This is a genomic window from Sphaerisporangium sp. NPDC049457, assembly GCF_055586705.1.
The window spans coordinates 127,255-148,464 of sequence record NZ_JBVJHR010000024.1 but is presented as its reverse complement, the minus strand read 5'-3'; the positions used below and the strand labels follow the sequence as shown (position 1 = coordinate 148,464).

19 protein-coding genes are annotated in these 21,210 nt (G+C 72.0%); 7 read left to right on the top strand and 12 right to left on the bottom strand.

Features of this window, described 5'->3' with window-relative positions; genetic code table 11:
* The first annotated feature begins 93 nt into the window (after window positions 1-93).
* Entirely contained in the window at window positions 94-1,200 is a 1,107-nt protein-coding gene (locus tag ACZ6QO_RS32280; RefSeq protein ID WP_465856299.1) for a citrate synthase 2, read from the top strand.
* A gap of 235 nt (window positions 1,201-1,435) precedes the next feature.
* A complete protein-coding gene (gene serC / locus ACZ6QO_RS32275) occupies window positions 1,436-2,548 on the top strand; it encodes a phosphoserine transaminase (protein WP_465856297.1) in 1,113 nt (370 codons plus the stop codon).
* A gap of 126 nt (window positions 2,549-2,674) precedes the next feature.
* Here serC and ACZ6QO_RS32270 read toward each other — a convergent pair whose 3' ends face one another.
* The 9 genes from ACZ6QO_RS32270 to ACZ6QO_RS32230 all read right to left on the bottom strand — a co-directional run bounded on the left by ACZ6QO_RS32270 (window position 2,675) and on the right by ACZ6QO_RS32230 (window position 10,747).
* Window positions 2,675-3,085, bottom strand: coding sequence for a BlaI/MecI/CopY family transcriptional regulator (locus ACZ6QO_RS32270; protein WP_465856295.1), 411 nt, complete (start codon window positions 3,083-3,085; stop codon window positions 2,675-2,677).
* A gap of 115 nt (window positions 3,086-3,200) precedes the next feature.
* Window positions 3,201-3,842, bottom strand: coding sequence for a rhomboid family intramembrane serine protease (locus ACZ6QO_RS32265; RefSeq protein ID WP_465856293.1), 642 nt, complete (start codon window positions 3,840-3,842; stop codon window positions 3,201-3,203).
* Between the two features lie 220 nt (window positions 3,843-4,062).
* Window positions 4,063-4,827 carry a crotonase/enoyl-CoA hydratase family protein gene (locus ACZ6QO_RS32260; protein ID WP_465856291.1) on the bottom strand — a complete coding sequence of 255 codons (765 nt, stop codon included), beginning with the start codon at window positions 4,825-4,827 and terminating at the stop codon, window positions 4,063-4,065.
* A 31-nt stretch (window positions 4,828-4,858) separates the two neighbouring features.
* Window positions 4,859-5,632, bottom strand: a complete 774-nt coding sequence (locus tag ACZ6QO_RS32255) for an SDR family NAD(P)-dependent oxidoreductase (RefSeq protein ID WP_465856289.1) — start codon at window positions 5,630-5,632, stop codon at window positions 4,859-4,861.
* Between the two features lie 48 nt (window positions 5,633-5,680).
* Window positions 5,681-6,022, bottom strand: coding sequence for an anti-sigma factor antagonist (locus ACZ6QO_RS32250; protein ID WP_465856287.1), 342 nt, complete (start codon window positions 6,020-6,022; stop codon window positions 5,681-5,683).
* A 52-nt stretch (window positions 6,023-6,074) separates the two neighbouring features.
* Window positions 6,075-6,821 carry an energy-coupling factor ABC transporter ATP-binding protein gene (locus tag ACZ6QO_RS32245; RefSeq protein WP_465856317.1) on the bottom strand — a complete coding sequence of 249 codons (747 nt, stop codon included), beginning with the start codon at window positions 6,819-6,821 and terminating at the stop codon, window positions 6,075-6,077.
* 2 nt (window positions 6,822-6,823) lie between these two features.
* On the bottom strand, window positions 6,824-7,588 hold the full coding sequence (cbiQ, locus tag ACZ6QO_RS32240; protein WP_465856285.1) for a cobalt ECF transporter T component CbiQ: 765 nt from the start codon (window positions 7,586-7,588) through the stop codon (window positions 6,824-6,826).
* A complete protein-coding gene (locus ACZ6QO_RS32235; protein ID WP_465856283.1) occupies window positions 7,588-8,646 on the bottom strand; it encodes an energy-coupling factor ABC transporter permease in 1,059 nt (352 codons plus the stop codon). The genes cbiQ and ACZ6QO_RS32235 overlap by 1 nt, the downstream gene beginning before the upstream one ends.
* A gap of 289 nt (window positions 8,647-8,935) precedes the next feature.
* A complete protein-coding gene (locus ACZ6QO_RS32230) occupies window positions 8,936-10,747 on the bottom strand; it encodes a glycosyltransferase family 2 protein (RefSeq protein WP_465856281.1) in 1,812 nt (603 codons plus the stop codon).
* Between the two features lie 140 nt (window positions 10,748-10,887).
* Here ACZ6QO_RS32230 and ACZ6QO_RS32225 point away from each other — a divergent pair, with 140 nt between their 5' ends.
* The 4 genes from ACZ6QO_RS32225 (at window position 10,888) to ACZ6QO_RS32210 (ending at window position 16,421) form a co-directional block, all read left to right on the top strand.
* A complete protein-coding gene (locus ACZ6QO_RS32225) occupies window positions 10,888-11,262 on the top strand; it encodes an STAS domain-containing protein (protein WP_465856279.1) in 375 nt (124 codons plus the stop codon).
* Between the two features lie 170 nt (window positions 11,263-11,432).
* Entirely contained in the window at window positions 11,433-13,787 is a 2,355-nt protein-coding gene (locus ACZ6QO_RS32220; protein ID WP_465856278.1) for a HelD family protein, read from the top strand.
* Between the two features lie 293 nt (window positions 13,788-14,080).
* Window positions 14,081-15,262: a TRM11 family SAM-dependent methyltransferase gene (locus ACZ6QO_RS32215; protein WP_465856276.1), complete on the top strand. Its 1,182-nt coding sequence runs from the start codon at window positions 14,081-14,083 to the stop codon at window positions 15,260-15,262.
* Window positions 15,263-15,446: 184 nt separating this feature from the next.
* The gene (locus ACZ6QO_RS32210; protein ID WP_465856274.1) at window positions 15,447-16,421 is read left to right on the top strand and encodes an endonuclease/exonuclease/phosphatase family protein; all 975 of its coding nucleotides are present in this window, start codon (window positions 15,447-15,449) and stop codon (window positions 16,419-16,421) included.
* A gap of 35 nt (window positions 16,422-16,456) precedes the next feature.
* Here the strand turns inward: ACZ6QO_RS32210 and ACZ6QO_RS32205 are convergent, their stop codons facing one another.
* The 3 genes from ACZ6QO_RS32205 to ACZ6QO_RS32195 all read right to left on the bottom strand — a co-directional run bounded on the left by ACZ6QO_RS32205 (window position 16,457) and on the right by ACZ6QO_RS32195 (window position 19,408).
* Window positions 16,457-17,509, bottom strand: coding sequence for a cellulose binding domain-containing protein (locus ACZ6QO_RS32205; protein WP_465856272.1), 1,053 nt, complete (start codon window positions 17,507-17,509; stop codon window positions 16,457-16,459).
* 404 nt (window positions 17,510-17,913) lie between these two features.
* On the bottom strand, window positions 17,914-18,285 hold the full coding sequence (locus ACZ6QO_RS32200) for a YybH family protein (RefSeq protein ID WP_465856270.1): 372 nt from the start codon (window positions 18,283-18,285) through the stop codon (window positions 17,914-17,916).
* A gap of 199 nt (window positions 18,286-18,484) precedes the next feature.
* A complete protein-coding gene (locus tag ACZ6QO_RS32195; protein WP_465856268.1) occupies window positions 18,485-19,408 on the bottom strand; it encodes a LysR family transcriptional regulator in 924 nt (307 codons plus the stop codon).
* Between the two features lie 545 nt (window positions 19,409-19,953).
* Here ACZ6QO_RS32195 and ACZ6QO_RS32190 point away from each other — a divergent pair.
* Window positions 19,954-21,201, top strand: coding sequence for a YbfB/YjiJ family MFS transporter (locus ACZ6QO_RS32190; RefSeq protein ID WP_465856266.1), 1,248 nt, complete (start codon window positions 19,954-19,956; stop codon window positions 21,199-21,201).
* Window positions 21,202-21,210 lie beyond the last annotated feature (9 nt).

Sequence of the window (21,210 nt, the reverse complement as noted above, 5' to 3'; positions counted from 1 at the left end):
CTGCGGCAGAGCACCCAGGCCGAGGGGGTTGAATATGACCCGCCGGTATCTCGACATCAAGGCTTTGACTTCAAGAAAGGGAGGCGGCCGAGAATGTCCGACTTCAAACCCGGGCTCGAAGGCGTAGTAGCGTTCGAGACCGAGATCGCGGAACCGGACAAAGAAGGGGGCGCCCTGCGTTACCGGGGCGTCGACATCGAAGAGCTGGTCGGCCGCGTCTCCTACGGTCACGTGTGGGGCCTGCTGGTCGACAACAAGTTCAAGCCGGGCCTTCCCCCGGCCGAGCCTTACCCCATCCCCGTCCACTCCGGCGACATCCGCGTCGACGTCCAGAGCGCGCTCGCCATGCTGGCCCCGGCCTACGGCTTCCGCCAGCTGCTCGACATCGACGAAGACCAGGCCCGCGACGATCTCGCACGCGCCTCGGTCACCGCGCTGTCGTTCGTCGCCCAGTCGGCCCGCGGCCTGGGCCTGCCGATGGTCCCGCAGTCGCGCGTCGACGAGGCCGAAACGATCGTCGAACGCTTCATGATCCGCTGGCGCGGTGAGCCCGACCCCAAGCACGTCAAGGCCATCGACGCGTACTGGACCTCCGCCGCCGAGCACGGCATGAACGCCTCGACCTTCACCGCCCGCGTCATCGCCTCCACCGGCGCGGACGTCGCCGCCGCCCTGTCGGGCGCGGTGGGCGCCATGTCCGGCCCGCTGCACGGCGGGGCCCCCGCCCGCGTGCTGCACATGATCGAAGAGGTCGAGCGCATCGGCGACGCAGAGACCTACGTCAAGAACGCCCTCGACAGCGGCGAGCGCCTGATGGGCTTCGGCCACCGCGTGTACCGCGCCGAGGACCCGCGCGCCCGCGTGCTGCGCCGCACCGCGCAGGAGCTCAACGCCCCCCGCTACGAGGTCGCGGTGGCGCTGGAGAAGGCCGCCCTGGCCGAGCTGCACGCCCGCAAGCCCGACCGCGTCCTCGCCACGAACGTGGAGTTCTGGGCCGCGATCATGCTGGACTTCGCCGAGGTTCCCCCGCACATGTTCACCTCGATGTTCACCTGCGCCCGCACCGCCGGGTGGGCGGCGCACATCCTGGAGCAGAAGCGCACGGGCAGGCTGGTCCGCCCAAGCGCGAAGTACGTCGGTCCCCCGCAGCGCTCCATCAACGACGTCCCCGGAGCCGACGAGGTCGTCGCGGCGGGCTGACGGCCGGCAAGCACGACCGTCCGCACGCCGACCGGTCCCGCCCCGGCGAGACCGGCCACCCGGATCGAACGCCCGTACAGGGCCCGCAGCCCCCGGTTGCGGGCCTTTCGCGTGCCCGGACGCGGCCGCCGCCCAAGGTCGCGGCCGGCCGGCGGCGTCTCAGCGACACGCCGATGGCATCTCAGGATCCGGACCGGGGACATGAGCACCGAGGCGGCTCACTACCCTTGGTTAGGTGGCTGACATCGAGATTCCCGCTGAACTGAAGCCCACTGACGGCCGTTTCGGCTGCGGGCCTTCCAAGGTACGCCCTGAGCAGCTCGCCGCCCTGGCCTCCGCCGGCGCGAGCGTGATGGGCACCTCCCACCGCCAGAAGCCGGTGAAGAACCTCGTCCGCCGGGTGCGCGAGGGCCTCACCGACCTGTTCTCGCTCCCTGAGGGCTATGAGGTGGTGCTCGGCAACGGAGGAACGACGGCGTTCTGGGACATCGCGGCCTTCGGGCTCATCAGGGAGAAGTCCCAGCACCTGCACTTCGGCGAGTTCTCGTCGAAGTTCGCGGCCGTCGCCGCCAAGGCGCCCTGGCTGGCCGAGCCGACCGTGATCAAGTCCGAGGTGGGCAGCCACCCGCGGGCCACGCCCGAGGCCGGCGTGGACGTCTACGCGCTCACCCACAACGAGACCTCCACCGGCGTCGCCATGCCGATCAAGCGCGTGGCCGACGACGAGTCGCTGGTGCTGGTCGACGCCACCTCCGGAGCGGGCGGCCTGCCCGTGGACGCCGCCGAGTTCGACGTGTACTACTTCGCGCCGCAGAAGAGCTTCGCCTCCGACGGCGGGCTGTGGATCGCCCTGTTCTCGCCCCGCGCCCTGGCCCGGGTGGACGAGATCGCCGCGAGCGGCCGGTTCGTGCCCGAGTTCTTCAGCCTGCCGACCGCGATCGACAACTCGGTCAAGGACCAGACCTACAACACCCCGGCCGTGGCCACGCTGTTCCTGCTCGCCGACCAGATCGACTGGATGAACCGCAACGGCGGCCTCGCCTGGACCACCGCGCGCACCGCCGACTCGGCCGGCCGGCTCTACAACTGGGCTGAGAAGACCGCCTACACCACGCCGTTCGTCACCGACCCGGCCCAGCGGTCCAGCGTCGTCGGCACCATCGACTTCGCGGCCGAGGTGGACGCCGCCGAGGTCGCCAAGGTGCTGCGGGCCAACGGCATCGTCGACACCGAGCCCTACCGCAAGCTCGGCCGCAACCAGCTGCGCATCGCGATGTTCCCGGCCATCGACCCGGCCGACATCGAGGCGCTCACGGCCTGCGTCGACTACGTCGTCGAGCGGCTCTAGCCGCACGCGGAGGCCGTCGCCGGCCGGCGACGGCCGCGGCGGTCCTTGGTGACATAAGGGCACTTCGGGACTCCTCCGCAGGGAGTGCGCAGGAGTCTCCGATAGTCGTCCGGACGCGTTCGAAGGTCACGACGAGGGCGGCGGCACCCAGCCGGGACCGGCGATGCGCGGGGTCTCGCCGGTGCGGCGGGCCAGCTCCTCCAGCAGGCGCAGGGCGTCGTCCAGGTCGACGCTCTGCGCGAAGCACGAGAGCGCCGGCGCGCGGTCGTCGGTCTCGGCGAGGGCGGCCAGCATGACCGCCGTGACGTGCTCGTCGCGCGAGAGCCGCGCGGAGTAGCGGAACGCCTTGCGCTCGGCCGTGCGGCTCAGCAGGCCCTTGCGCACCAGCCGCTCGGCGACGGTCTGCACGGTGGTGTACGCGAGCGGCTTGCCGGCGCCGGCGTTGAGGGCTTCTTGCACCTCTCGCACGAGCAGGGGTTGAGTGGAATCCCAGAGCACCTCCATGATGGCGCGCTCCAAAGATCCCAGGCTATTCACGCCGACATTGTCTCCCACACGCACCCGCCAGGCCACTAGAGATCATTTACCGCCACGCTTTCCCTCGCCGTGATCGTTTCGCCGTTCCCCCGCCCATTCGGGCGGTCCGCCGTATTCACGCGAGCGCCGCGGCGCGCCTTCTGCGGCGCAGCGTCCAGGCCGCGATCACCCCGCCGACGAGCCCGAACAGGTGGGCCTGCCAGGAGATGCCCGGCTGTCCGGGCAGCACGCCCCAGATGAGCGAGTAGTACAGGACGGCGACGCCGATGCCGAGCGCGATGTCGAGCAGGTGCCGGTCGAACAGGCCCCGCGTCACCACGTATCCGAAGTAGCCGAACACCAGGCCGCTCGCGCCCAGCGTCACCCCGGGCGGGCTGACCACCCACACCCCGAGCCCGCTCACCACGATGACGATGAGGCTGGCCAGCAGGAAGCGCCCGATGCCGCGCAGCGCGGCGAGGAAGCCGAGGATGGCCAGCGGCACGGTGTTCGCCATCAGGTGGCCGAACCCGGCGTGCAGGAACGGCGCGAACAGGATGCCGCTCAGGCCGTTGACGTCGTGCGGGCGGATGCCGTACAGGTCGAGGTTCTGCGGCATGACGTAGTCGGCGATCTCGACCGCCCACTCGACGCCCACGAGGAAGGCGACGACGATGGCGGCGCCGAGAGCCCCGGTGACCAGGTCGACGACGCGCCTGCGCACCATCTCGCCCGAGGTGCCGCCCCGCGGTCTGACTCTGGTCGCGTAGTCGCCCATCGTTCTCCTCGCGAAGCGGACTTGGAACGCTTTTGGTCCTCCCTTTACCGTACGCTGACGGTGTTTAACCCGCGATTACCGGTGGATGCGAAAAAGACGCATGTTCCGGTATCGCGGAACATGCGTCCTTCGGGCGCCGGCGCCGGCGCAGACCCCGGCCGGCGCCGGCACAGATCATCGGGCGGAGGTGCTCACTCCCCCGCCGATCGAGCGGAGGCGTTCACTCGCCCGTCCAGTTGGGCGCGCGCTTCTCCGCGAACGCGGCGGCGCCCTCCATGGCGTCCTTGGACCCGAACACCGGGTTCATGATCGCCGCCTGCCGGGAGAACATCTCGTCCAGCGGCCAGTCGGCCGACTCGACCAGGATGCGCTTGGTCGCCAGCAGCGACAGCGGGGCGTTGGCGGCGATCTTGGCGGCGAACTCCTTGGCCGCGGCGAGCGCCCCGCCCGCGGGCGTCACCCGGTTCACCAGGCCGAGCTCGGCCAGGCGCGCGGCCGGGTAGAAGTCGCCGGTGAGCGCGATCTCCATGGCGATGTGGTACGGGATGCGGCGCGGCAGGCGCATCACGCCTCCCGCGCCGGCCACCAGGCCGCGCTTGGGCTCGGGCAGGCCGAACTTCGCCTCCTCCGAGGCGATGACGATGTCGCACGACAGCACCAGCTCGAAGCCCCCGGCTAGCGCGTAGCCCTCCACGGCGGCGACGATCGGCTTCTTCGGCGGCGCCTCGGTGATGCCGCCGAAGCCGCGCCCCTCGACCGCGGGGAAGTCGCCGGTGAGGAACCCCTTGAGGTCCATGCCGGCGGAGAAGTTGCCGCCGGCGCCGGTCAGGACGTACACGGCGACGTCCTTGCGCTCCTCCAGCTCGTCCAGGGCGGCCACGACACCTCGTGCGACGGCGCCGTTGATGGCGTTCCTGGCCTGCGGCCTGTTGATCGTGATGACGGCGATGCCGCCGTCGACCTCGACGAGAACCTCGTCAGACACCCTTACCTCCGGTTCGCGGACTCGATCGGGCTCACTTGGGCTGGAAGCGAATGCCGCCGTCGAAGCGGATGACCTCGCCGTTCATGTAGTCGTTCTCGACCAGGGCCCGCACCAGGTGGCCGAACTCCGAGGCGCGGCCCATGCGCTTGGGGAAGGGCACCGGCGCCGCCAGCTTGGCCTTGAACGCCTCGGACTCCGGGCCCGACCCGTAGATGGGGGTGTCGATGATGCCCGGGCAGATGGTCAGCACCCGCACGCCGATCGCGGCGAGGTCGCGCGCGGCCGGGAGGGTCATGCCGATGATGCCGCCCTTGGACGCCGAGTAGGCCACCTGGCCGGTCTGGCCCTCGATGCCGGCGACCGAGGCGGTGTTGATCACCACGCCGCGCGCGCCGTCGGCGTCGGCGGGCTCGGTCCTGGCCATGGCCGCGGCGCCGATGCGCATGAGGTTGAAGGTGCCGATCAGGTTGATGTCGATCACCTTGCGGTAGCTGGCCAGGTCGTGCGGCGAGCCGTCCCTGCCCACGGTGCGGGACGCCCAGCCGATGCCGGCGCTGTTGATCACCGCGCGCAGGGGCTTGCCGGTGGCCACGGCGGCGTCCACCGCCGCCTGGACCGACGCCTCGTCGGAGACGTCGGTCTGGACGAAGACGCCGCCGAGCTCGTCGGCGATCGCCTTGCCGCGCTCGGCGTTCAGGTCGGCGACGACGACGGTCGCGCCCGCCGCCGCGAGCTCGCGCGCCGTGGCCTCGCCGAGGCCGCTGGCGCCGCCTGAGATGATTGCTGCTGCTCCGTTCAGGTCCATATCCCGGACCTTAACGTGGCAACCGAATGAAGTTCTACTGGGGGTGGCTCAAATCTCGGCCGAGATGGCGGCGTCGACGTCGGGATAGACCTTGATGCGCCGGTCGAGGCCCGTCGTGCGCAGGATGCGCGCCACCGGCGCCTGCGGGGCCGCCAGCGAGACCCCGCCGCCCTCGCCCGTGGCCAGGCGCCACGCCTCGATGAGCACCGACAGACCGCTGGAGTCCATGAAGGACAGCGAGCCGAGATCGAGCACCAGGCGGCTGCTGTCTTGCTTGATGGCATCGCGCACCTCGTCGCGCAGGAAGGGCGCCGTGAACAGATCAAGCTCGCCCTCGACCGCCACGACGACGGCGTCACCGAACGCGCGCCGCGCGAGCCGCAGCTTCATGTGGAACCTCCCTTGCGGAGCCCACTTTAGCGGGGTGACGCGATGACGGGGCTCAGTACGGCAGGGGGGCCACCGCGAAGCCGTAGGGCAACTCCAGGCGATGCGCCGCCAGCAGGTCGGGATCGGCGAGGATGTCGCGGGTCGGCCCGTCGGCCGCGATGACGCCGCCGGACAGGATCAGCGAGCGCTCGCACAGCTCAAGGGCGTAGGGCAGGTCGTGGGTGACCATCAGCACGGTGACGTCCAGGGACCGCAGGATCTCGGCCAGCTCGCGCCGCGAGGCGGGGTCGAGGTTGGACGAAGGCTCGTCCAGGACCAGGATCTCGGGCTGCATGGCCAGCACCGTGGCGACCGCGACCCTGCGGCGCTGCCCGAACGACAGGTGGTGCGGCGGCCGGTCGGCGACGTCCGGCAGCCCGACCTGGGCCAGCGCCTCGTTCACCCGAAGCTCCAGCTCGAACCCGCGCAGCCCCAGGTTGGCCGGGCCGAACGCGACGTCCTCGCGGACCGTGGGCATGAACAGCTGGTCGTCGGGGTCCTGGAAGACCAGGCCGACCCGGCGGCGGATCTCGCCCAGGGTGTCCTTGCGCACGGGCAGGCCGGCCACCTCGACCTCGCCGTGGCCGGCGGCCAGGATGCCGTTGAGGTGCATCACCAGGGTGGTCTTGCCCGCGCCGTTCGGGCCGAGCAGCGCCACCCGCTCACCCCGCTGGATGGTCAGGTCGACGCCGTACAGCGCCTGGGTGCCGTCAGGGTAGGCGTAGGCGAGCTTGCTGACGTGCAGGGAAGGTGTCGGCATGCTCACGAGATGCTCCAGGAGAGTACGGCCGTCGCCAGTGCGGCCATGGGCAGCAGCGCGGCGGTCGCCCAACTGCGGGCCGAGGCGCGCCGATCGTCGATGACGGGCATTGAACCGGTGTACCCCCTGCTCAGCATCGCCAGGTGCACCCGCTCGCCGCGCTCGTAGGAGCGGATGAACAGCGCGCCCGCCGACTTGGCGAGGACCGGCAGGTGCCGCACGTCGCGGGCCACGAAGCCGCGCGACTCGCGGGCGACGCGCATGCGGCGCATCTCGTCCAGGATCACGTCCATGTAGCGCAGCATGAACATGGCGATCTGGACGAGCAGCTGGGGCAGTCGCAGGCGCTGGGCGCCGAGCAGCATTGTGCGGGGCTCGGTGGTGGCGGCCAGCAGGATGCTCGCCACGACGCCCAGGGTGGCCTTGGCGAGGATGTTCCAGGCCGACCACAGCCCTTCGGCGCTGAGCGACAGGCCGAGCACCTCGACGCGCTCGCCCAGCCCGATGATCGGCAGTGCCACGGCGAAGATGACGAACGGCACCTCGATCACCATGCGCCGCAGCACGAACCTGACCGGCACCCGGGCCGCCGCGGCCACCGCCGCCAGCAGCAGGACGTAGATGCCGAAGGCCCAGAACGCCTCTCTCGGCGTGGCGACCACGACCACGGCGAACGCCGCCACGGCGGGAAGCTTGCACTGGGGCGGCAGGCGGTGGATGACCGTGTCGCCCGGCCGGTAGAGCTGGTGGGTGTGCCCTGCGCCCATTACGCGGGCACCTTGTCGCCGTCGCGCTCGCCGTCGCCCGCCGCCTGGCGGCCGCGGCGGCGCAGCGCGTAGAAGACGACCCCGCCGGCCACCACGGTGATGCCGACGCCGACGACGCCGGCGACGCCCACCGACAGCCGTTCGTCCTCGACGCCCTTGACGCCGTAGTCCGACAGCGGCCCGTCGCCGAGCGCGTGCCCCTGCTCGTTGACGTTGAGGCCCTTGTCGCCTGCGACCTTCTCCAGCCCGTCGGGGCTGCTGGAGGCGTAGAAGGAGGCCACGCCGGCCAGCAGGACGGTGACCAGGGCGCCGCCGATCAGCAGCGGCCGCAGGCCGCGGGACGGCGCCGGAGCGGGCGCGCCCCCCACCTCGGTGGTGCCGCCGTCGGCGGTGCGCAGCACGAGCTTGGCGGCGAGCCCCCGGGCGCCGTACACCAGGTCGGGACGCACGGCCAGCACGCTGCTCACGGTGAGCGCGGTGATCAGGCCTTCGCCGAGGCCGATGAGGACGTGCACGCCGCCCATGGCGATCGCCACCGACGACACGTCGATCGGCGCGGTGCCGCCGAGCCAGAACAGCAGGGTGAAGCCCATCGCCGCGACCGGCACCGAGACGGCGGCGCCGACGAAGGCCGCGACCGGGATGAGCGCGCGGTTGCGGGGCGCGGCGCGCACGATCAGGCGGAACACCGTCCAGCCGACGACGGCGGTGACGATGGCCATCAGCGAGATGTTGACGCCGAGCGCGGTGAGGCCGCCGTCGGCGAAGAAGAAGCCCTGGACGAGCAGCACCACCGCCACGCACAACACGGCCGTATAGGGCCCGACGAGCACGGCGGCCAGCGTGCCGCCCAGCAGGTGGCCGCTCGTGCCCGCGGCCACGGGGAAGTTGAGCATCTGAACGGCGAAGATGAACGCCGCGACCAGGCCCGCCATGGGAGCCGTGCGGTCGTCCAGCTCGCGGCGCGCGCCGCGCAGGCACACCGCCACGCCGGCGGCGGCGAAGGCGCCCGCGCCGACGGAGACCGCCGCGTTGAAGAAACCGTCTGGTACGTGCACCGGAGCCTCCGGGGAAAGTCGATTCGCGCCCAACTCTAAGCCATCCGCTTGTAGCTGCAAGGAAGTGGCAAGAACGACCGAAATGCTGGGGGCGTGCCCCGGCGCTGGTAGGGGTTCCCGCCACCCCGACTCTGGCTCTAGGGGTACATGTTCGTGGCCAGCCCAGCTCACGTCCCTTACCGGGTGCGCCGCCCGGAGAAGATCGGCATTCCCGTGCGGCGCGCGGGCCTGCGTGACCGTAGCCGGTGAATGTGACGGCCGTAACCGGCCGCGCGGGGGTCGGCGGGGGTCAGCGGATGGTGCGGATCGTCCGGCGGACGACGGCCCGCGGGCCCCGGGCGAGGACGGTGACGACGAGCTTGCGCCGGATCTTGGACGCTCGCACGGTGGCCGTCCAGCGTCTGCGCCCGCGCCACCACACCACCCCCGATCCGAGACCCGTGGCCTCCGCCCCGCCGACCTGGACGGGGTAGCGCAGCGGCGGCCCGCCGAGGTCGACCTCCAGTTCGGCCTCCCAGATGCCCGGAGCGTCGAGCGTCGCCGTGGCCGTGAACCCCGCACCGCCGACGGCCGCGACCGGGACGCGCCGCTCGCTGCCGGAGGAGCGTTCGCGCCAGACCACCTGGCGCGCGCACCGGGCGGCCGGGCAGTCGCCCCCGACCGTCACCGCCCCCTCGATGGTGAACGTGCCCTTGCCGCCCCACGCGGTGCGGGTCAGCCGCGCCGAGCCGGGGACCGCGGCCACGTGGCCGCCGATGTCGATGGTGAGGTTGCCGTGCGGGCGGGTGAAGTAGGGCACCGCGACCGCGCCGGCCAGCCTCGCGGCGGGACACACGACGCCCGCGTCGCGGTCGGCGCCGAACCTCGCCACCCGGCGCACCCCTTCGCAGGCCAGCACGACGTACATGTCCCACACCCCGGGCGGCAGCCGCGACACCTCGACGCCGCCGGCGAAGACGTCGGCCACCGAGGTCACCGGCACCCGGCGTTCGGCGCCGGTGGCGCGTTCGCGCAGGAGCAGGCCGACCGTGACCCCGTTCCAGGAGTCCGACAGCGAGGCCCGGCCGGAGATCTCCAGGCGGTCGCCGGTCCATTCGAGCCCGGTCAGGCGGCGGCGCAGCACGGCGGTCTCCACCCTGGCGAGCCGGACGAGGCGGCCGGCGTCGCCGAGCGAGGCGGCCCGGAGCCGGTCGATCGGGCGCAGCCGTTCGAGCACCCCGTCGGTCAGCCACGCCGCGCACATGTCGGTCACCTCGCCGGCGATGGCGGCGCGCGCCGCGGCGTCCGCGGCCAGGAACGGCGCGCCGAGCTGGCCGAGGATGTCGAAGCGGAAATGCCGCCGCATGAGATGGTCGCGCAGCGGGCCCTCGGGGACGTGGCGCATCATCAGCTCGATCGGCGTGCGGATCATGCGCAGCCAGGCGAGCGGATCGCGGCTGCCCGGCTCCTGCATGATGCTGCTGCCGTCCGGCCGGGCGACCAGGTGGTAGCAGTCGTGGTCGGCGACCACGGAGATCGTCCGCGCGTGGCAGTAGGCGTGCACCGAGAAGACGATGTCCTCCCCGACGCGCAACGACTCGTCGAAGCGGATCTGGTGGCGGGTCAGCAGCTCGCGGCGGAAGAGCTTGAAGCAGGTGAGGGCGTTGTAGACGGTGGTCTCGCCGAGCGGCGCGAGGTCGCGATTCTCCCGGAACATGGACGTCGGCACCTTGCGGCCGTGGCCGACCATCTTGCCGAGCACGATGTCGGAGCCGTTGCGCTCGGCCATGGCGAGCATGCGCTGGAGCGCCTCAGGGCCGAGATGGTCGTCGGCGTCGCAGAAGAAGACATAGCGGCCCGTGGAATGGGCGATGGCGCGGTTGCGCGGCCGGGCGGCGCCGCCGGACGCCTGCTGGTGCCACACCCGTATCTCGGGGAACCTCTCGGCGTAGTGCGCCAGCAGGTCGCGGCTGCCATCGGTCGAGCCGTCGTCGACGACGACGATCTCTTTGCTCACCGCCTGCGTGAGGAGCGAGGCGAGGCACCGGTCGAGGTAGGGGCGGCAGTTGTGGACGGGCACCACGATGCTGACGTCGACATGCCGATTACTTTCCGTCTTCATTGCGATTCATTATGTAACCGTTGACGCTCGCCACGCGGCGCAATCACCGCGTTGACATGAGCCGGCCGACCAGCTGATTCGGCGATGCGCGCTTATTGCCTGTTTGTCGGGGTAGCGGGCCGGGAGTGGAGGTGAGGGAAATGGCCTACCCGGCACGCCAGACGGCATTGCACATCTGCGAAAGACAGGACGGCCCGTGCGTGGTCGTGGAGATCGACGGCGAACTCGACATGGGCGCCGTCCCGCGACTGCGCGCGGAACTCGATCACGCCATCGAGGAGTCGCGCCCGCCCTGCCTGGTGCTCGATCTCACCCGCACCAGCTTCTGCGACTCTCTGGGCCTCGGCCTGCTGGTCAACACCTACAACAGGGTGCGCGAGATGGGCGGGAGGCTGGCGCTGGCGGTGACCCCCGGCATGATGATCTCAAGACTGCTGACCATCACCAACCTCGACCACCACTTCGCCACCTACCCGACCACGGCGGACGCGGTGGCGACGATGCGGGCGGCCTGAAACGGGTCGCCCGCGGGCGGCACCGGGCGCGGTCAAGCGGTAAGGGTGAACGCGAGCACGCGAGCGTGACCTGACGGAATGCGAGGGCGAGCGAGAGCTGTTATGCTCGATCACTTGGCATGCCTGAACACAGGCGCGCACACCCTTCCCGTAAGGAGTATACCACGCCGATGGAGCGTCGTGCATCCTCAACCGCCCGCGCAACCGCCCGCGCCGAAGCACTGCGAGCCGAGCAGGCCTATGTCTCCATGCTGTACGAGCGCCTCGACGCCGTACGGGAACGCGCCGACCGGGCACTGCGCGCGGATCATGGGAGCGGCGCGCCCGGCGGCACTCACCAGGCCCGGCTCGAACGCGACGTGTCGGCCCACGAACACGCGCGCCGCCTGTCCCAGCTGTCAGCAGTGGAGCGCGGCCTGTGCTTCGGCCGCGTCGACGACGTCGACGGCGACACCCTCTACATCGGCCGGGTGGGGCTGCGGGACGCCGGCGACGACCTGGTGCTGATCGACTGGCGCGCCCCGGCGGCCCGTCCCTTCTACACCGCGACGCCGAGCCACCCCGGGCCCCTCATACGCCGCCGCCACCTGCACACCCGGGGCCGCACGGTCGTCGGCCTGGACGACGAGGTGTTCGACCTCGCCCGCATGAGCGACCCCGACCGCCGCACCCTGGTCGGCGAGGCCGCCCTCATGGCGTCGCTCCGGCGCGGGCGCACCGGGCGCATGGGCGACGTCGTCGCCACCATCCAGGCCGAGCAGGACCAGGTGATCCGCTCCGGCCTGCCGGGCGCGCTCGTCGTCCAGGGCGGCCCCGGGACGGGCAAGACCGTGGCCGCCCTGCACCGCGCGGCCTACCTGCTGTACGCGCACCGCGAGACGCTCGAACGCCGTGGAGTGCTGGTCGTGGGGCCGAACGCCATGTTCCTGCGCTACATCGGGCAGGTCCTCCCCTCCCTCGGCGAGACCGACGTCGTGCTGACCACCATCGGAGAGCTGTACCCCGGGGTGCGCGCCACCGCGTCCGACCGGCCGGGGACGGCGCTCGTCAAAGGCGACGCGCGGATGGTCGAGGTGCTCAGGGCCGCCGTGCGCGACCGCCAGCGCGTCCCCGAGGGCGACCTCATGGTGCCGGTGCCCACCAAGACCTCGGTGCGAGGCGGCGTGGAGGTCGTCGTCGAACGCATGGAACTGCGGGTCGACCACGCCACCTGCGAGCGCGCCCGCGACCGCGCACGGGCGGTGCGCAACCCGCACAACGTGGCCCGCAAGCTGTTCGTCGACTCGGCCCTGACCGCGCTCGCCCTGGACGAGGCGCGGCAACTCGACCGGCCGCTCGACGAGGAGGACCTGCGCTACTCGCGCCTCGCGCTGTGGCGGACGCCCGTCGTGCGCGAGGCGCTGGACGCGCTCTGGCCCTACCTCACCCCGCAGAGGCTGCTGTCCGACCTGTTCGCCGACGACGGCGCGCTGCGGTCGGCGGGCTCGGTCCTGCGGCCCGACGAGCGAGACGCGCTGGCCCGGCCGGCGGGCTCCCCGTGGACGGTCGAGGACGTCCCGCTGCTGGACGAGGCGGCCGAGTTGCTCGGCGAGGACGACGCGGAGGCCAGGGCGGCCGAGCGGGCCACCGCGCGGGAGCGCGCGGAGGCCGAACTGTACGCGCGCGAGGTGCTGCAGGTCAGCGGGGTCGCCGAGTTGGAGATCATGGACGCCGCCGCCCTCGCCGACCGCCACGACGGCGGCGGCGAGGCGCTCACCACCGCGCAACGCGCCGAACGCGACCGGCGCTGGGCGTACGGCCACGTCATCGTGGACGAGGCCCAGGAGTTGTCGGCGATGGCCTGGCGCACGGTCATGCGCCGCATCCCTGCCCGATCCCTGACGATCGTGGGCGACATCGCCCAGACCGGCTCGGCGGCGGGCGCCCGGACGTGGGGAGAGATGCTCGACCCGTACGTGAAAGGACGCTGGCGGGAGGCGCGGCTGCTGGTCAACTACCGCACGCCGGCCGAGATCATGGAGGTGGCCGCGGACGTGCTCGCGACCGTGGCCCCCGACCAGGAGCCGCCGATCTCCGTCCGCGACGGTGAGGGGCCGCCGCGCGCCCTGCGCGTCGCGCGCGCGGACCTCCCCCGCGACCTCGCCGCGCTGGTGCGGTCGGAGCTGGCCGAGATCGGCGAGGGGCGGACGGCCGTCCTCACCCCCGACGCCCTGCACGACGAGATCGCCGCGATGCTTCCCGAGGCGGCGTGCGCGCTGACGGCCGACGCGCTGGACTCCCCCGCCGTGGTCCTCACCGTCACCCAGGCCAAGGGCCTGGAGTTCGACTCGGTGGTGATCGTGGAGCCCGCGGAGATCCTGGCGCAGTCCCCGAAGGGCGGCCAGGACCTGTACGTGGCGATCACCCGGGCGACCCGGCGGCTCACGGTCGTGCACGAGGACGACCTGCCGCCCGTTCTGGCGCGCCTCGCCCCCGCGGGTCCCGCAGAGGCCGGGGAAGACGCGGCGCGGGGTCTCCCAGCGTGACCGTGCTCGCGGACGCCGAGCCCGAAGGTCCGCGCGGCGAGGCTCGGCGCGGCTGTTAGCATCACGACCATGAAGTTCTTCTACCGACGGTAAAGGTCCGTCGGCGAGGCGAGGATCCCCCGTCGTCGACGAGGCGGGGCGGCGTGGCGCCGTCCCGGGCCTTGACGTGGGAGAAGAACGACCATCATGCGCGTTCGCGCAGGCATTCTCATCTCACCGCGTCCCAGCGCTCGCGCCGCCTCATGACGGCGGCGCGCCTGGTGGCGCGGTGCGTCCGGGGACTGGAGCCCATCGTGGCCGACGAGGTCCTCGGGCTCGGACTCGGAACGATCACTCACCTCAGGCACCGAGAGGTGCACTTCCGCCCAGAGCGACCCGGCATCCGACCGCTCATGCCGCGGACGGCCGACGACGTGTTCCTGTCCGCGGCGCGGCTGCCGGACGTCGGCTCCGCCAGGACCGGGCTCGACGCGCTCGCCCGGCTCGCGTGCCTCGCCGACGTAGGCACGCTCCTACGGCGGCGCCAGGACTACGGCGGCCCGGCCGCGCTCACCGGCGTGGAGGTCTCGGCGTCCTTCCTGGGCAGGCGCAACTTCAACCGGTACGACGCGGAGGACGCCGTCGGCCGGGCGCTGGCGCGGCGGCTCGGCGTGGCGTACCACTCGCGGCGCGAGGGCGTACCGCCGCCGCCCGGCCACAGCGCATGGCGGCTCACGCTGGACGGCGAGTGGGCGACGCTGATGCTGCGGATCGCCGACCGGCCCCTGCACCGGCGTGACTACAAGCTGAGCACCATTCCCGGCACGCTGCATCCCCCGGTGGCCGCGGCCATGGCCCGGCTGGCCGACATCCGGGCGGGCCACCGGGTGCTCGACCCCTGCTGCGGGGCCGGCACGCTCCTCATCGAGGCCGGCCTGCTGCGGCCGGAGGCACGGTTCGAGGGATTCGACATGGACCCGGACGCGCTGCGGGCAGCCCGCGCGAACGCGTCCCGCGCCGTCCTCGCCATCCCCCCGGACGCCGCCACCACCACGACCCCGAGGGCCGCCGTGCGCGCAGGCGACACGACCACCATGCGCGTAGGCGACGCCACCAGCGCGCGCGTGGGTGACACGACCACCGTGCGTGTGGGCGACGTCATCACCGTGCGGCGGGGCGATGCCGGCGAGCTGCCGGTGGCCGACGCCGGCGTCGACCGCGTCACCTGCAACCCGCCCTGGGGCGCGCAGGTGCCGGCGAACGGCCTGCTCCGTCAGGGGCCGTCGCGGTGGTGGGCCGAACTCCGGCGCGTCCTCGCCCCGGACGGGATCGCGGTGGTGCTCATCCCCGACCCCGCCGACCTCACCGCCGCGATCGCGCACGGGCTGGACCCGGTCCACGTCCAGCAGGTCCGCCTGTCCGGCGCCACGTCGCACATCATCCGCCTCCAGGTACGTCGGGATTCTCCCCGACGTCCGCCCCGGTGCCCACGGTAGTGACGCGGGGAACCGCGGACCCGGAGACTCTGGGGAGAGACGATCGGGCCCCGGGTCCCGGGTCCGCCCGCTAACCTCCCAAAATGGACACGATCTTCCCTGCGAGGCTGCGCGAAGGCGACACCGTACGGGTGGTGGCGCCCGCCTCCCGTGCGTCGGTGCCGACCTTGCGGCGGTCGGGCCGGTGACCGACGAGCCGGAGGCCGCGCGGCGGCGGTGGCGCTGGGTGACCGTCCTGGCGTGGCTGCTTCTCGTGCCGTTCGCGGTGTGGGCCGTGCTCCGCCTCACGGGATGGGACCTCGGCCTGTACTGGATCCAGCTCGTGGCGTTCACGCCGTTCGTCGCCGCCGCGTCGGTCGCCGTGCCGCTGGTCGCGCTGCTGCTGCGCCGATGGCCGGTCGTGGCGGCGGGCACGCTGGTGACGGTGGTGCTCGGCGCGTGCGTGCTGCCGAGGGCGCTGGCCGAAGGCGGTCCGGCGGCTTCCGGGCGTGAGTTCCGGATCATGTCCGCCAACCTGGCCGTGGGCGCGGCCTCGCCGGAGGAGATCGTCGCCCTCGTGCGACGGCTCAAGCCGGACGTGCTGGCGATTCAGGAGCTCACGCCGGGCGCGATAGAGAGCCTGAAGAAGGCGGGTCTCGACGACCTCCTCCCCCATCGGATGGGAAAGCCCGCGCAGGGGCCATGGGGGTCGGGCATCTACGCGCGGTTCCCGCTGCGTGCCGGGTCCGTCATCGAGTACGGGAACTTCCGCCAGGCCGAGGCCGTCGTGCGCGTCCCCGGCGGTCCGGAGGTGTACGTGGCGTCGGTGCATCCGTGCGCGCCCCGCTTCGACTACAAGGTGCGGTGCTGGTCACAGGGCCTGAGCGCGCTTCCCGCCGCCGAACCCCGGGGAACGGTGCGCGTCCTGGCCGGCGACTTCAACGCCACGCTGGACCACGGGGCGCTGAGACGCCTGCTCGGCACCGGGTACCGGGACGTCGGCGACGTCACCGGGCAAGGGCTGTCACCGACCTGGCCCGCCAAAGGGTGGAAGCCGATCCCCGGCGTGACGCTGGACCACGTGCTGGCCGACCCGCGCGTCGCGATCCGCGGGTACAGCACCCACCTGGTGCCCATGACCGATCATCGTGCCGTCTTCGCCCACCTCGTGCTCCCCTGAGGCCGCCGAGCCGGCGCAGAACGGGGTCGGCTCGACTACGTCCGGGCGCAGGTGGCCGTGGGCGAGTTGTCGGTGCCGCTCGTGGTCGACAGGAAGCCGAAGGTGGTGGACGCGCCGGGGCTAAGCGCTCCGTTGTAGCCCTCGTTCGTGATCGTGTACGGGCTGGCGGTGCTGGTCGTCCGCGCACTCCAGATGTTCATGATCCGCTGGGTGCCGGGGAAGGTGAGCGTCACCGTCCACCCGGTGGACGCGGTGCTGCCGGTGTTGGTCACGGTCACCTTGCCCTGGAAACCGCCGGACCAGCCGCCGACCTGGCTGTACACCGCCGTGCACTCGTCGGCGCCCGGCGTCTGTGACGGGCAGGCCGGGGTGACGACGATGATGGGGGAGGTGAAGGCGGAGGTGTTTCCGGCCGCGTCACGCGCACGGACCTGGAAGCGGAAGACCCCTGCACCCGACAGTGTGAACGACGTGGCCGTCGTGATGCCCACGCCGAGGAACGTGCCGCCGGTGGAGCCGGGCGCACGCCAGATCTCGTACCCGGTGACACCCACGTTGTCCGTCGACGCGGTCCAGTTCAGCGTCACCGAGCCGCAATCGACGCTCGCGGTCGGCGTGCCCGGCGTGGTGGGCGGCTGCGTGTCCTGCGGTGGCCTGGTCGGGCACGGCGGCGGCACGACGCTGACCGGCGCGGTGAAGGCGGAGGTGTTGCCGGCGGCGTCGCGTGCCCGCACCTCGAACTGGTACAGACGGCTGAGGGGCTGGGTGAACGAGGTCGTCGTGGTCGTGCTGACCGACTCGAACGAACCGCCGTAGGGGGCGCCGTACACGTCGTAGCCGGTGACCCCGACGTTGTCGGTGGACGCGGTCCAGCTCAGCGTCACCGTAAGGGGATAGCAGCTGACCGTGGCCTTCAGCCCGGCCGGAACCGTCGGCGGGACGGTGTCGGCGGCCTGAGCGCCGCCGCTGTGGAGGGCGGTCCGCATGACCCCCACGGGGGTCGCCGCGGACAGCGCGGGCGCGGTCACCACGAGCCCGGCCAACGCGGCGAGCGCCGCAAGGAATGTGCAGAAAAGTCGCCGATGCATGATGACTCCCTGACGGCCGGGAGGTGAGGGCAGCGGGCCTGTCGGTCCGCCGTACCGCGCGACACGGTGTGCAGACGGTAGACGCCCGGCCTGCCGCATGTCGAGCCAACAACAAGGCAAGCCCACGAACCACCAGGTCACATCTGCAACTTTCAGCGACAGTCAGCGATCCTCCACACCAACTGTCAGCCACTCCCCATGAACCCTCCCCGTCTTGCCGCGAACATCCGGTATCGGACGCTCAGCACGATGACCAGTGTGCGATGACCCCATACCTCCACCGAGCGCCGTCCCCCACCCGGTATGTACTGGCTGTTGGACGGCGCCGCGTCGGCGAGTCGGGGTACGGCGATGCCGGCGCCGCCGTACGACGCTCCACCCGGTGAACATCCATCGACGGCGCACTAGTCGAGGCGGGAGACCTGGTAGTGGGTGATCTGCCAGCCTTCCCTGGTCTGCTTCACCAGCACGGTGAGGTAGGCGTTCAGGGTGGGGCGGTCGGTGAACGAGAAGTCGACGGCCAGGTAGCCGAGCACCAGGTCGTCGGCGAGCGCTCTGGTCTCCAGGATGCGGTACGCCGCCGTCAGCCCGAGCGGCTGGGAGTCGTAGTAGGCGGCTACGCCCGGCCTGCCGACGCTGTAGGGGCGCAGCCCCTGGAAGATCGCGTCCTCGGTGAACTGGGCCGCGACCTGCTCCGGTTCGTGACCGTCGACGGCGGCCTTCCACCGGTCGAGGACGTCCCGCAGGATCGCTTCTCTATCCGTTTCGGTGTTCATCAGCGTTCTCCTGTTGATCGAATCCCGTGAATGAAGTAGACCGGTCGACTATATGCAGGCGACCTTAGGCGGCCAACGCGGGAGGAGCCAAGTCGACAGGGCCTACGACGGGACCGGCATCATCCCCGTTGGCAGGTGGGCACTCCGGGCCGAGGCCGGCGGAGGACACCCGACGCGCGGCGCGGCACTCCGCCGACGATCAGACTTCCGGCCGGCGCCGGTGCAGGTCGTCCTGGGGCAGCCAGGCGTCCGGGCCGTGGATCCCGAAGTCGCGGTCCTCGCGGAGGGCCTCGACGACGGCCAGGACAGCAGGGCGGACCTCAGCCCGGCGCCACACCAGGGACCAGGTCCAGTAGATCTCCGGCGCGACGATGGGACGCCGGACGAGGTCGCGCGGCAGCGCGGTGTTCTGGCCCTTGGGCGAGTTGACGACCGGGCGGCCACTGCGGCGCACGTGGTCGAAGAACGCCGGGCCGGTGATGCCGCCGTCGGAGATGTGGACCGCGCGGACCCCGGTCTGGCCGGCCAGTTCCTCGGCGTAGGCGTTCCAAGAAGACCAGGAGGTGACGTCGTTGTCGATGAGGACGACGGTGTCCCGGGCCGGAACGGCGCCGGTGTCACCGCCGGCGGCGACGGCGTGGAGACGCTCGGCGCCGATCAGCCGGCCCCGAAGGCCGTGCCGCTCCAAATCGTCGGCGCGCAGCCAGCACACCGCGAGGTCCAGGCCACCCTCGGCGACCCGCGCGGCCTGGGTGTGCGAGGGCTCGACCCAGGCGTCGACGTGGACACGGGCCACCGCGGCGGTGCGCGCGGTCAGGTCCGGCGGCAGCCAGTTGACGTAGCCGAGACGGACCGATTCGGCCCCGGACAGCCGACGGGCACGCCGCTGCAGGTCATCGGCGCTCTCCAGCAGGGCCCGGGTGTGCGGGAGCAGGGCGGAACCGGCCGGGGTGAGCGACACCGAGCGGCGGTCCCGGTCGAACAGGCGCACGCCCAGGCCGCGTTCCAGTGCCTTGATCTGCTGGGACAGGGAAGGGCCCGCGATCAGAAGGCGCTCGGCGGCGCGGCCGAAGTTCAGTTCCTCGGCAACCGCGACGAAGTACCGCAGCTGGCGCAGTTCCACGCTTGTCATGCTACGTCGGTGGGAGGCTGCGCCTACCAGCAGGGAGGGAACCGGTCGTGGCGCTGACCTCGGTGAAAGCACACAATGAAGGACGTGAGAGCCCGACCGCGGACGCTCACAGGGATCCCAGCAGCCGACCGGTGGACGCTCACGAGACGCTCCGTCCGGACGACCGTCACGAAACGCCCTGTCCGGCGGACGCCCACGAACCGGCTCATCCAACCGGCGCTGACAACGGCTCAACCGGCCGACACTCACAAAGCCGCTCATCCGGCCGACGCTCACAGAACGGCTCACCCGGCCGACGCTCACAAAGCCGTTGATCCGGCCGGCGCTCACGAACCGGCCAAGCCCTTCGACGTCTCACGCGGGACGGTCGAGCCTGCCGCCCGCCGGCACGAATGCCCCGTCCGGGCCTGACCACGCCGGGAAGGCGCTCGGCACGATCCCTCCGCGCCTCGCGGATGACCACGGCCGCGGTGCCGTCCACCCGGAAACCCGCTCCGCCTGACCTCGCGCTCGGCCTGACCTCGGAGGACTTCCGCATGACCGTACGGCCCCTGCCCGCGGGCTCGCCCCGAGGAGACGACTCGTCCCGAGGAGACGGCGCGCTCCACTCACCTTGGGGCCATGTCATTCAGGCCGCCGCCGCGCTCGCCGCGGGCATGGGGGTCGGCCGGTTCGTCTACACCCCGATCCTCCCCTTGATGCACGCTCAGGCCGGGATGTCCGCGGCGACCGGCGCCAACCTGGCCACGGCCAACTACGTCGGATACCTGTTCGGCGCGCTCGCCGGCATCCTGTCCCCCGCGCTGGTCCGCTCGCCCAGGCTCCTGCGTACCAGCCTGGTGGTCCTGACCGCCAGCCTGGCGATCATGCCCGTCACCCAGAGCACGGCCGTGTGGATCACGCTGCGGTTGCTCGCCGGGGTGGCCAGCGCCCTGATCTTCGTCATCACGGCGAACTCTCTCCTCAGCCACCTGCGCGAGCACCCCGCGCATCTGCCCGGCTGGGCGTTCGGCGGAGTCGGCGCCGGCATCGCGCTGTCCGGCCTGCTCGTCCTGGTGCTGCGCTCGGTGGCCGACTGGCGGACGGCCTGGTTCGCCTCCGCCGTACTCGCCGAAATCCTCACCGTCGCCGCGTGGAACCTCCGCCCCGAAGCCCCGCCGACCGCGCCCGCCAGATCCACCAGGTCCGCGGAGGCGGCGGACGGCGGGCCGAGGCCGCGAACTCACCGCTGGTTCACCGCGCTGTTCGCCTCCTACACCCTGGAAGGCATCGGGTACATCGTCGCCGGCACCTTCCTGGTCGCGGCGATCGAGCAGAACTCGCCCGGATGGGTGGGCAGCGGCGCCTGGGTGCTGGTCGGCCTGGCGGCCGTGCCGTCCTCTGCGCTGTGGGCCTGGCTCGGGCGGCGCTGGTCACGCCCCGACCTGCTGCTCGCCGCGCTCTTCACCCAGGCGGTCGGCATCGCCCTGCCCGCCTTGACGCAGGGCGTGACGGCCGCCCTGGTCTCCGCGGCCCTGTTCGGCGCGACGTTCATCGGCGTCAGCACGCTCGCCCTCGCGGCGGGCGCCCACCTGCGGTTCCCGCGCTCCGTCGCACTGCTGACCGCCGGGTACTCCGCCGGTCAGATCCTCGGTCCCCTGGTCGTCACCCCGCTGCTCCACCACGGCTACCGGCAGGCGCTGCTCCTGGCCGCCGTCGTCGTCCTCACGGCCGCCACGGCCGCAGCCGTACTGCGCATCGGCTTCCCCCACCACCCGGCGGACGTGCCGGGGGGCGCCGGGTGAAGCACCCGG

What these genes read in the sequence shown, in the direction of transcription:
- ACZ6QO_RS32225 (WP_465856279.1), top strand. Translation starts at nt 10,888, where the DNA reads ATGGCCTACCCGGCACGCCAGACGGCATTGCACATCTGCGAAAGACAG.
- ACZ6QO_RS32250 (WP_465856287.1), bottom strand. Translation starts at nt 6,022, where the DNA reads ATGAAGCTGCGGCTCGCGCGGCGCGCGTTCGGTGACGCCGTCGTCGTG.
- ACZ6QO_RS32230 (WP_465856281.1), bottom strand. Translation starts at nt 10,747, where the DNA reads ATGAAGACGGAAAGTAATCGGCATGTCGACGTCAGCATCGTGGTGCCC.
- ACZ6QO_RS32205 (WP_465856272.1), bottom strand. Translation starts at nt 17,509, where the DNA reads ATGCATCGGCGACTTTTCTGCACATTCCTTGCGGCGCTCGCCGCGTTG.
- ACZ6QO_RS32255 (WP_465856289.1), bottom strand. Translation starts at nt 5,632, where the DNA reads ATGGACCTGAACGGAGCAGCAGCAATCATCTCAGGCGGCGCCAGCGGC.
- ACZ6QO_RS32280 (WP_465856299.1), top strand. Translation starts at nt 94, where the DNA reads ATGTCCGACTTCAAACCCGGGCTCGAAGGCGTAGTAGCGTTCGAGACC.
- ACZ6QO_RS32190 (WP_465856266.1), top strand. Translation starts at nt 19,954, where the DNA reads ATGACCGTACGGCCCCTGCCCGCGGGCTCGCCCCGAGGAGACGACTCG.
- ACZ6QO_RS32200 (WP_465856270.1), bottom strand. Translation starts at nt 18,285, where the DNA reads ATGAACACCGAAACGGATAGAGAAGCGATCCTGCGGGACGTCCTCGAC.
- ACZ6QO_RS32220 (WP_465856278.1), top strand. Translation starts at nt 11,433, where the DNA reads ATGGAGCGTCGTGCATCCTCAACCGCCCGCGCAACCGCCCGCGCCGAA.
- cbiQ (WP_465856285.1), bottom strand. Translation starts at nt 7,588, where the DNA reads ATGGGCGCAGGGCACACCCACCAGCTCTACCGGCCGGGCGACACGGTC.
- ACZ6QO_RS32245 (WP_465856317.1), bottom strand. Translation starts at nt 6,821, where the DNA reads ATGCCGACACCTTCCCTGCACGTCAGCAAGCTCGCCTACGCCTACCCT.
- ACZ6QO_RS32265 (WP_465856293.1), bottom strand. Translation starts at nt 3,842, where the DNA reads ATGGGCGACTACGCGACCAGAGTCAGACCGCGGGGCGGCACCTCGGGC.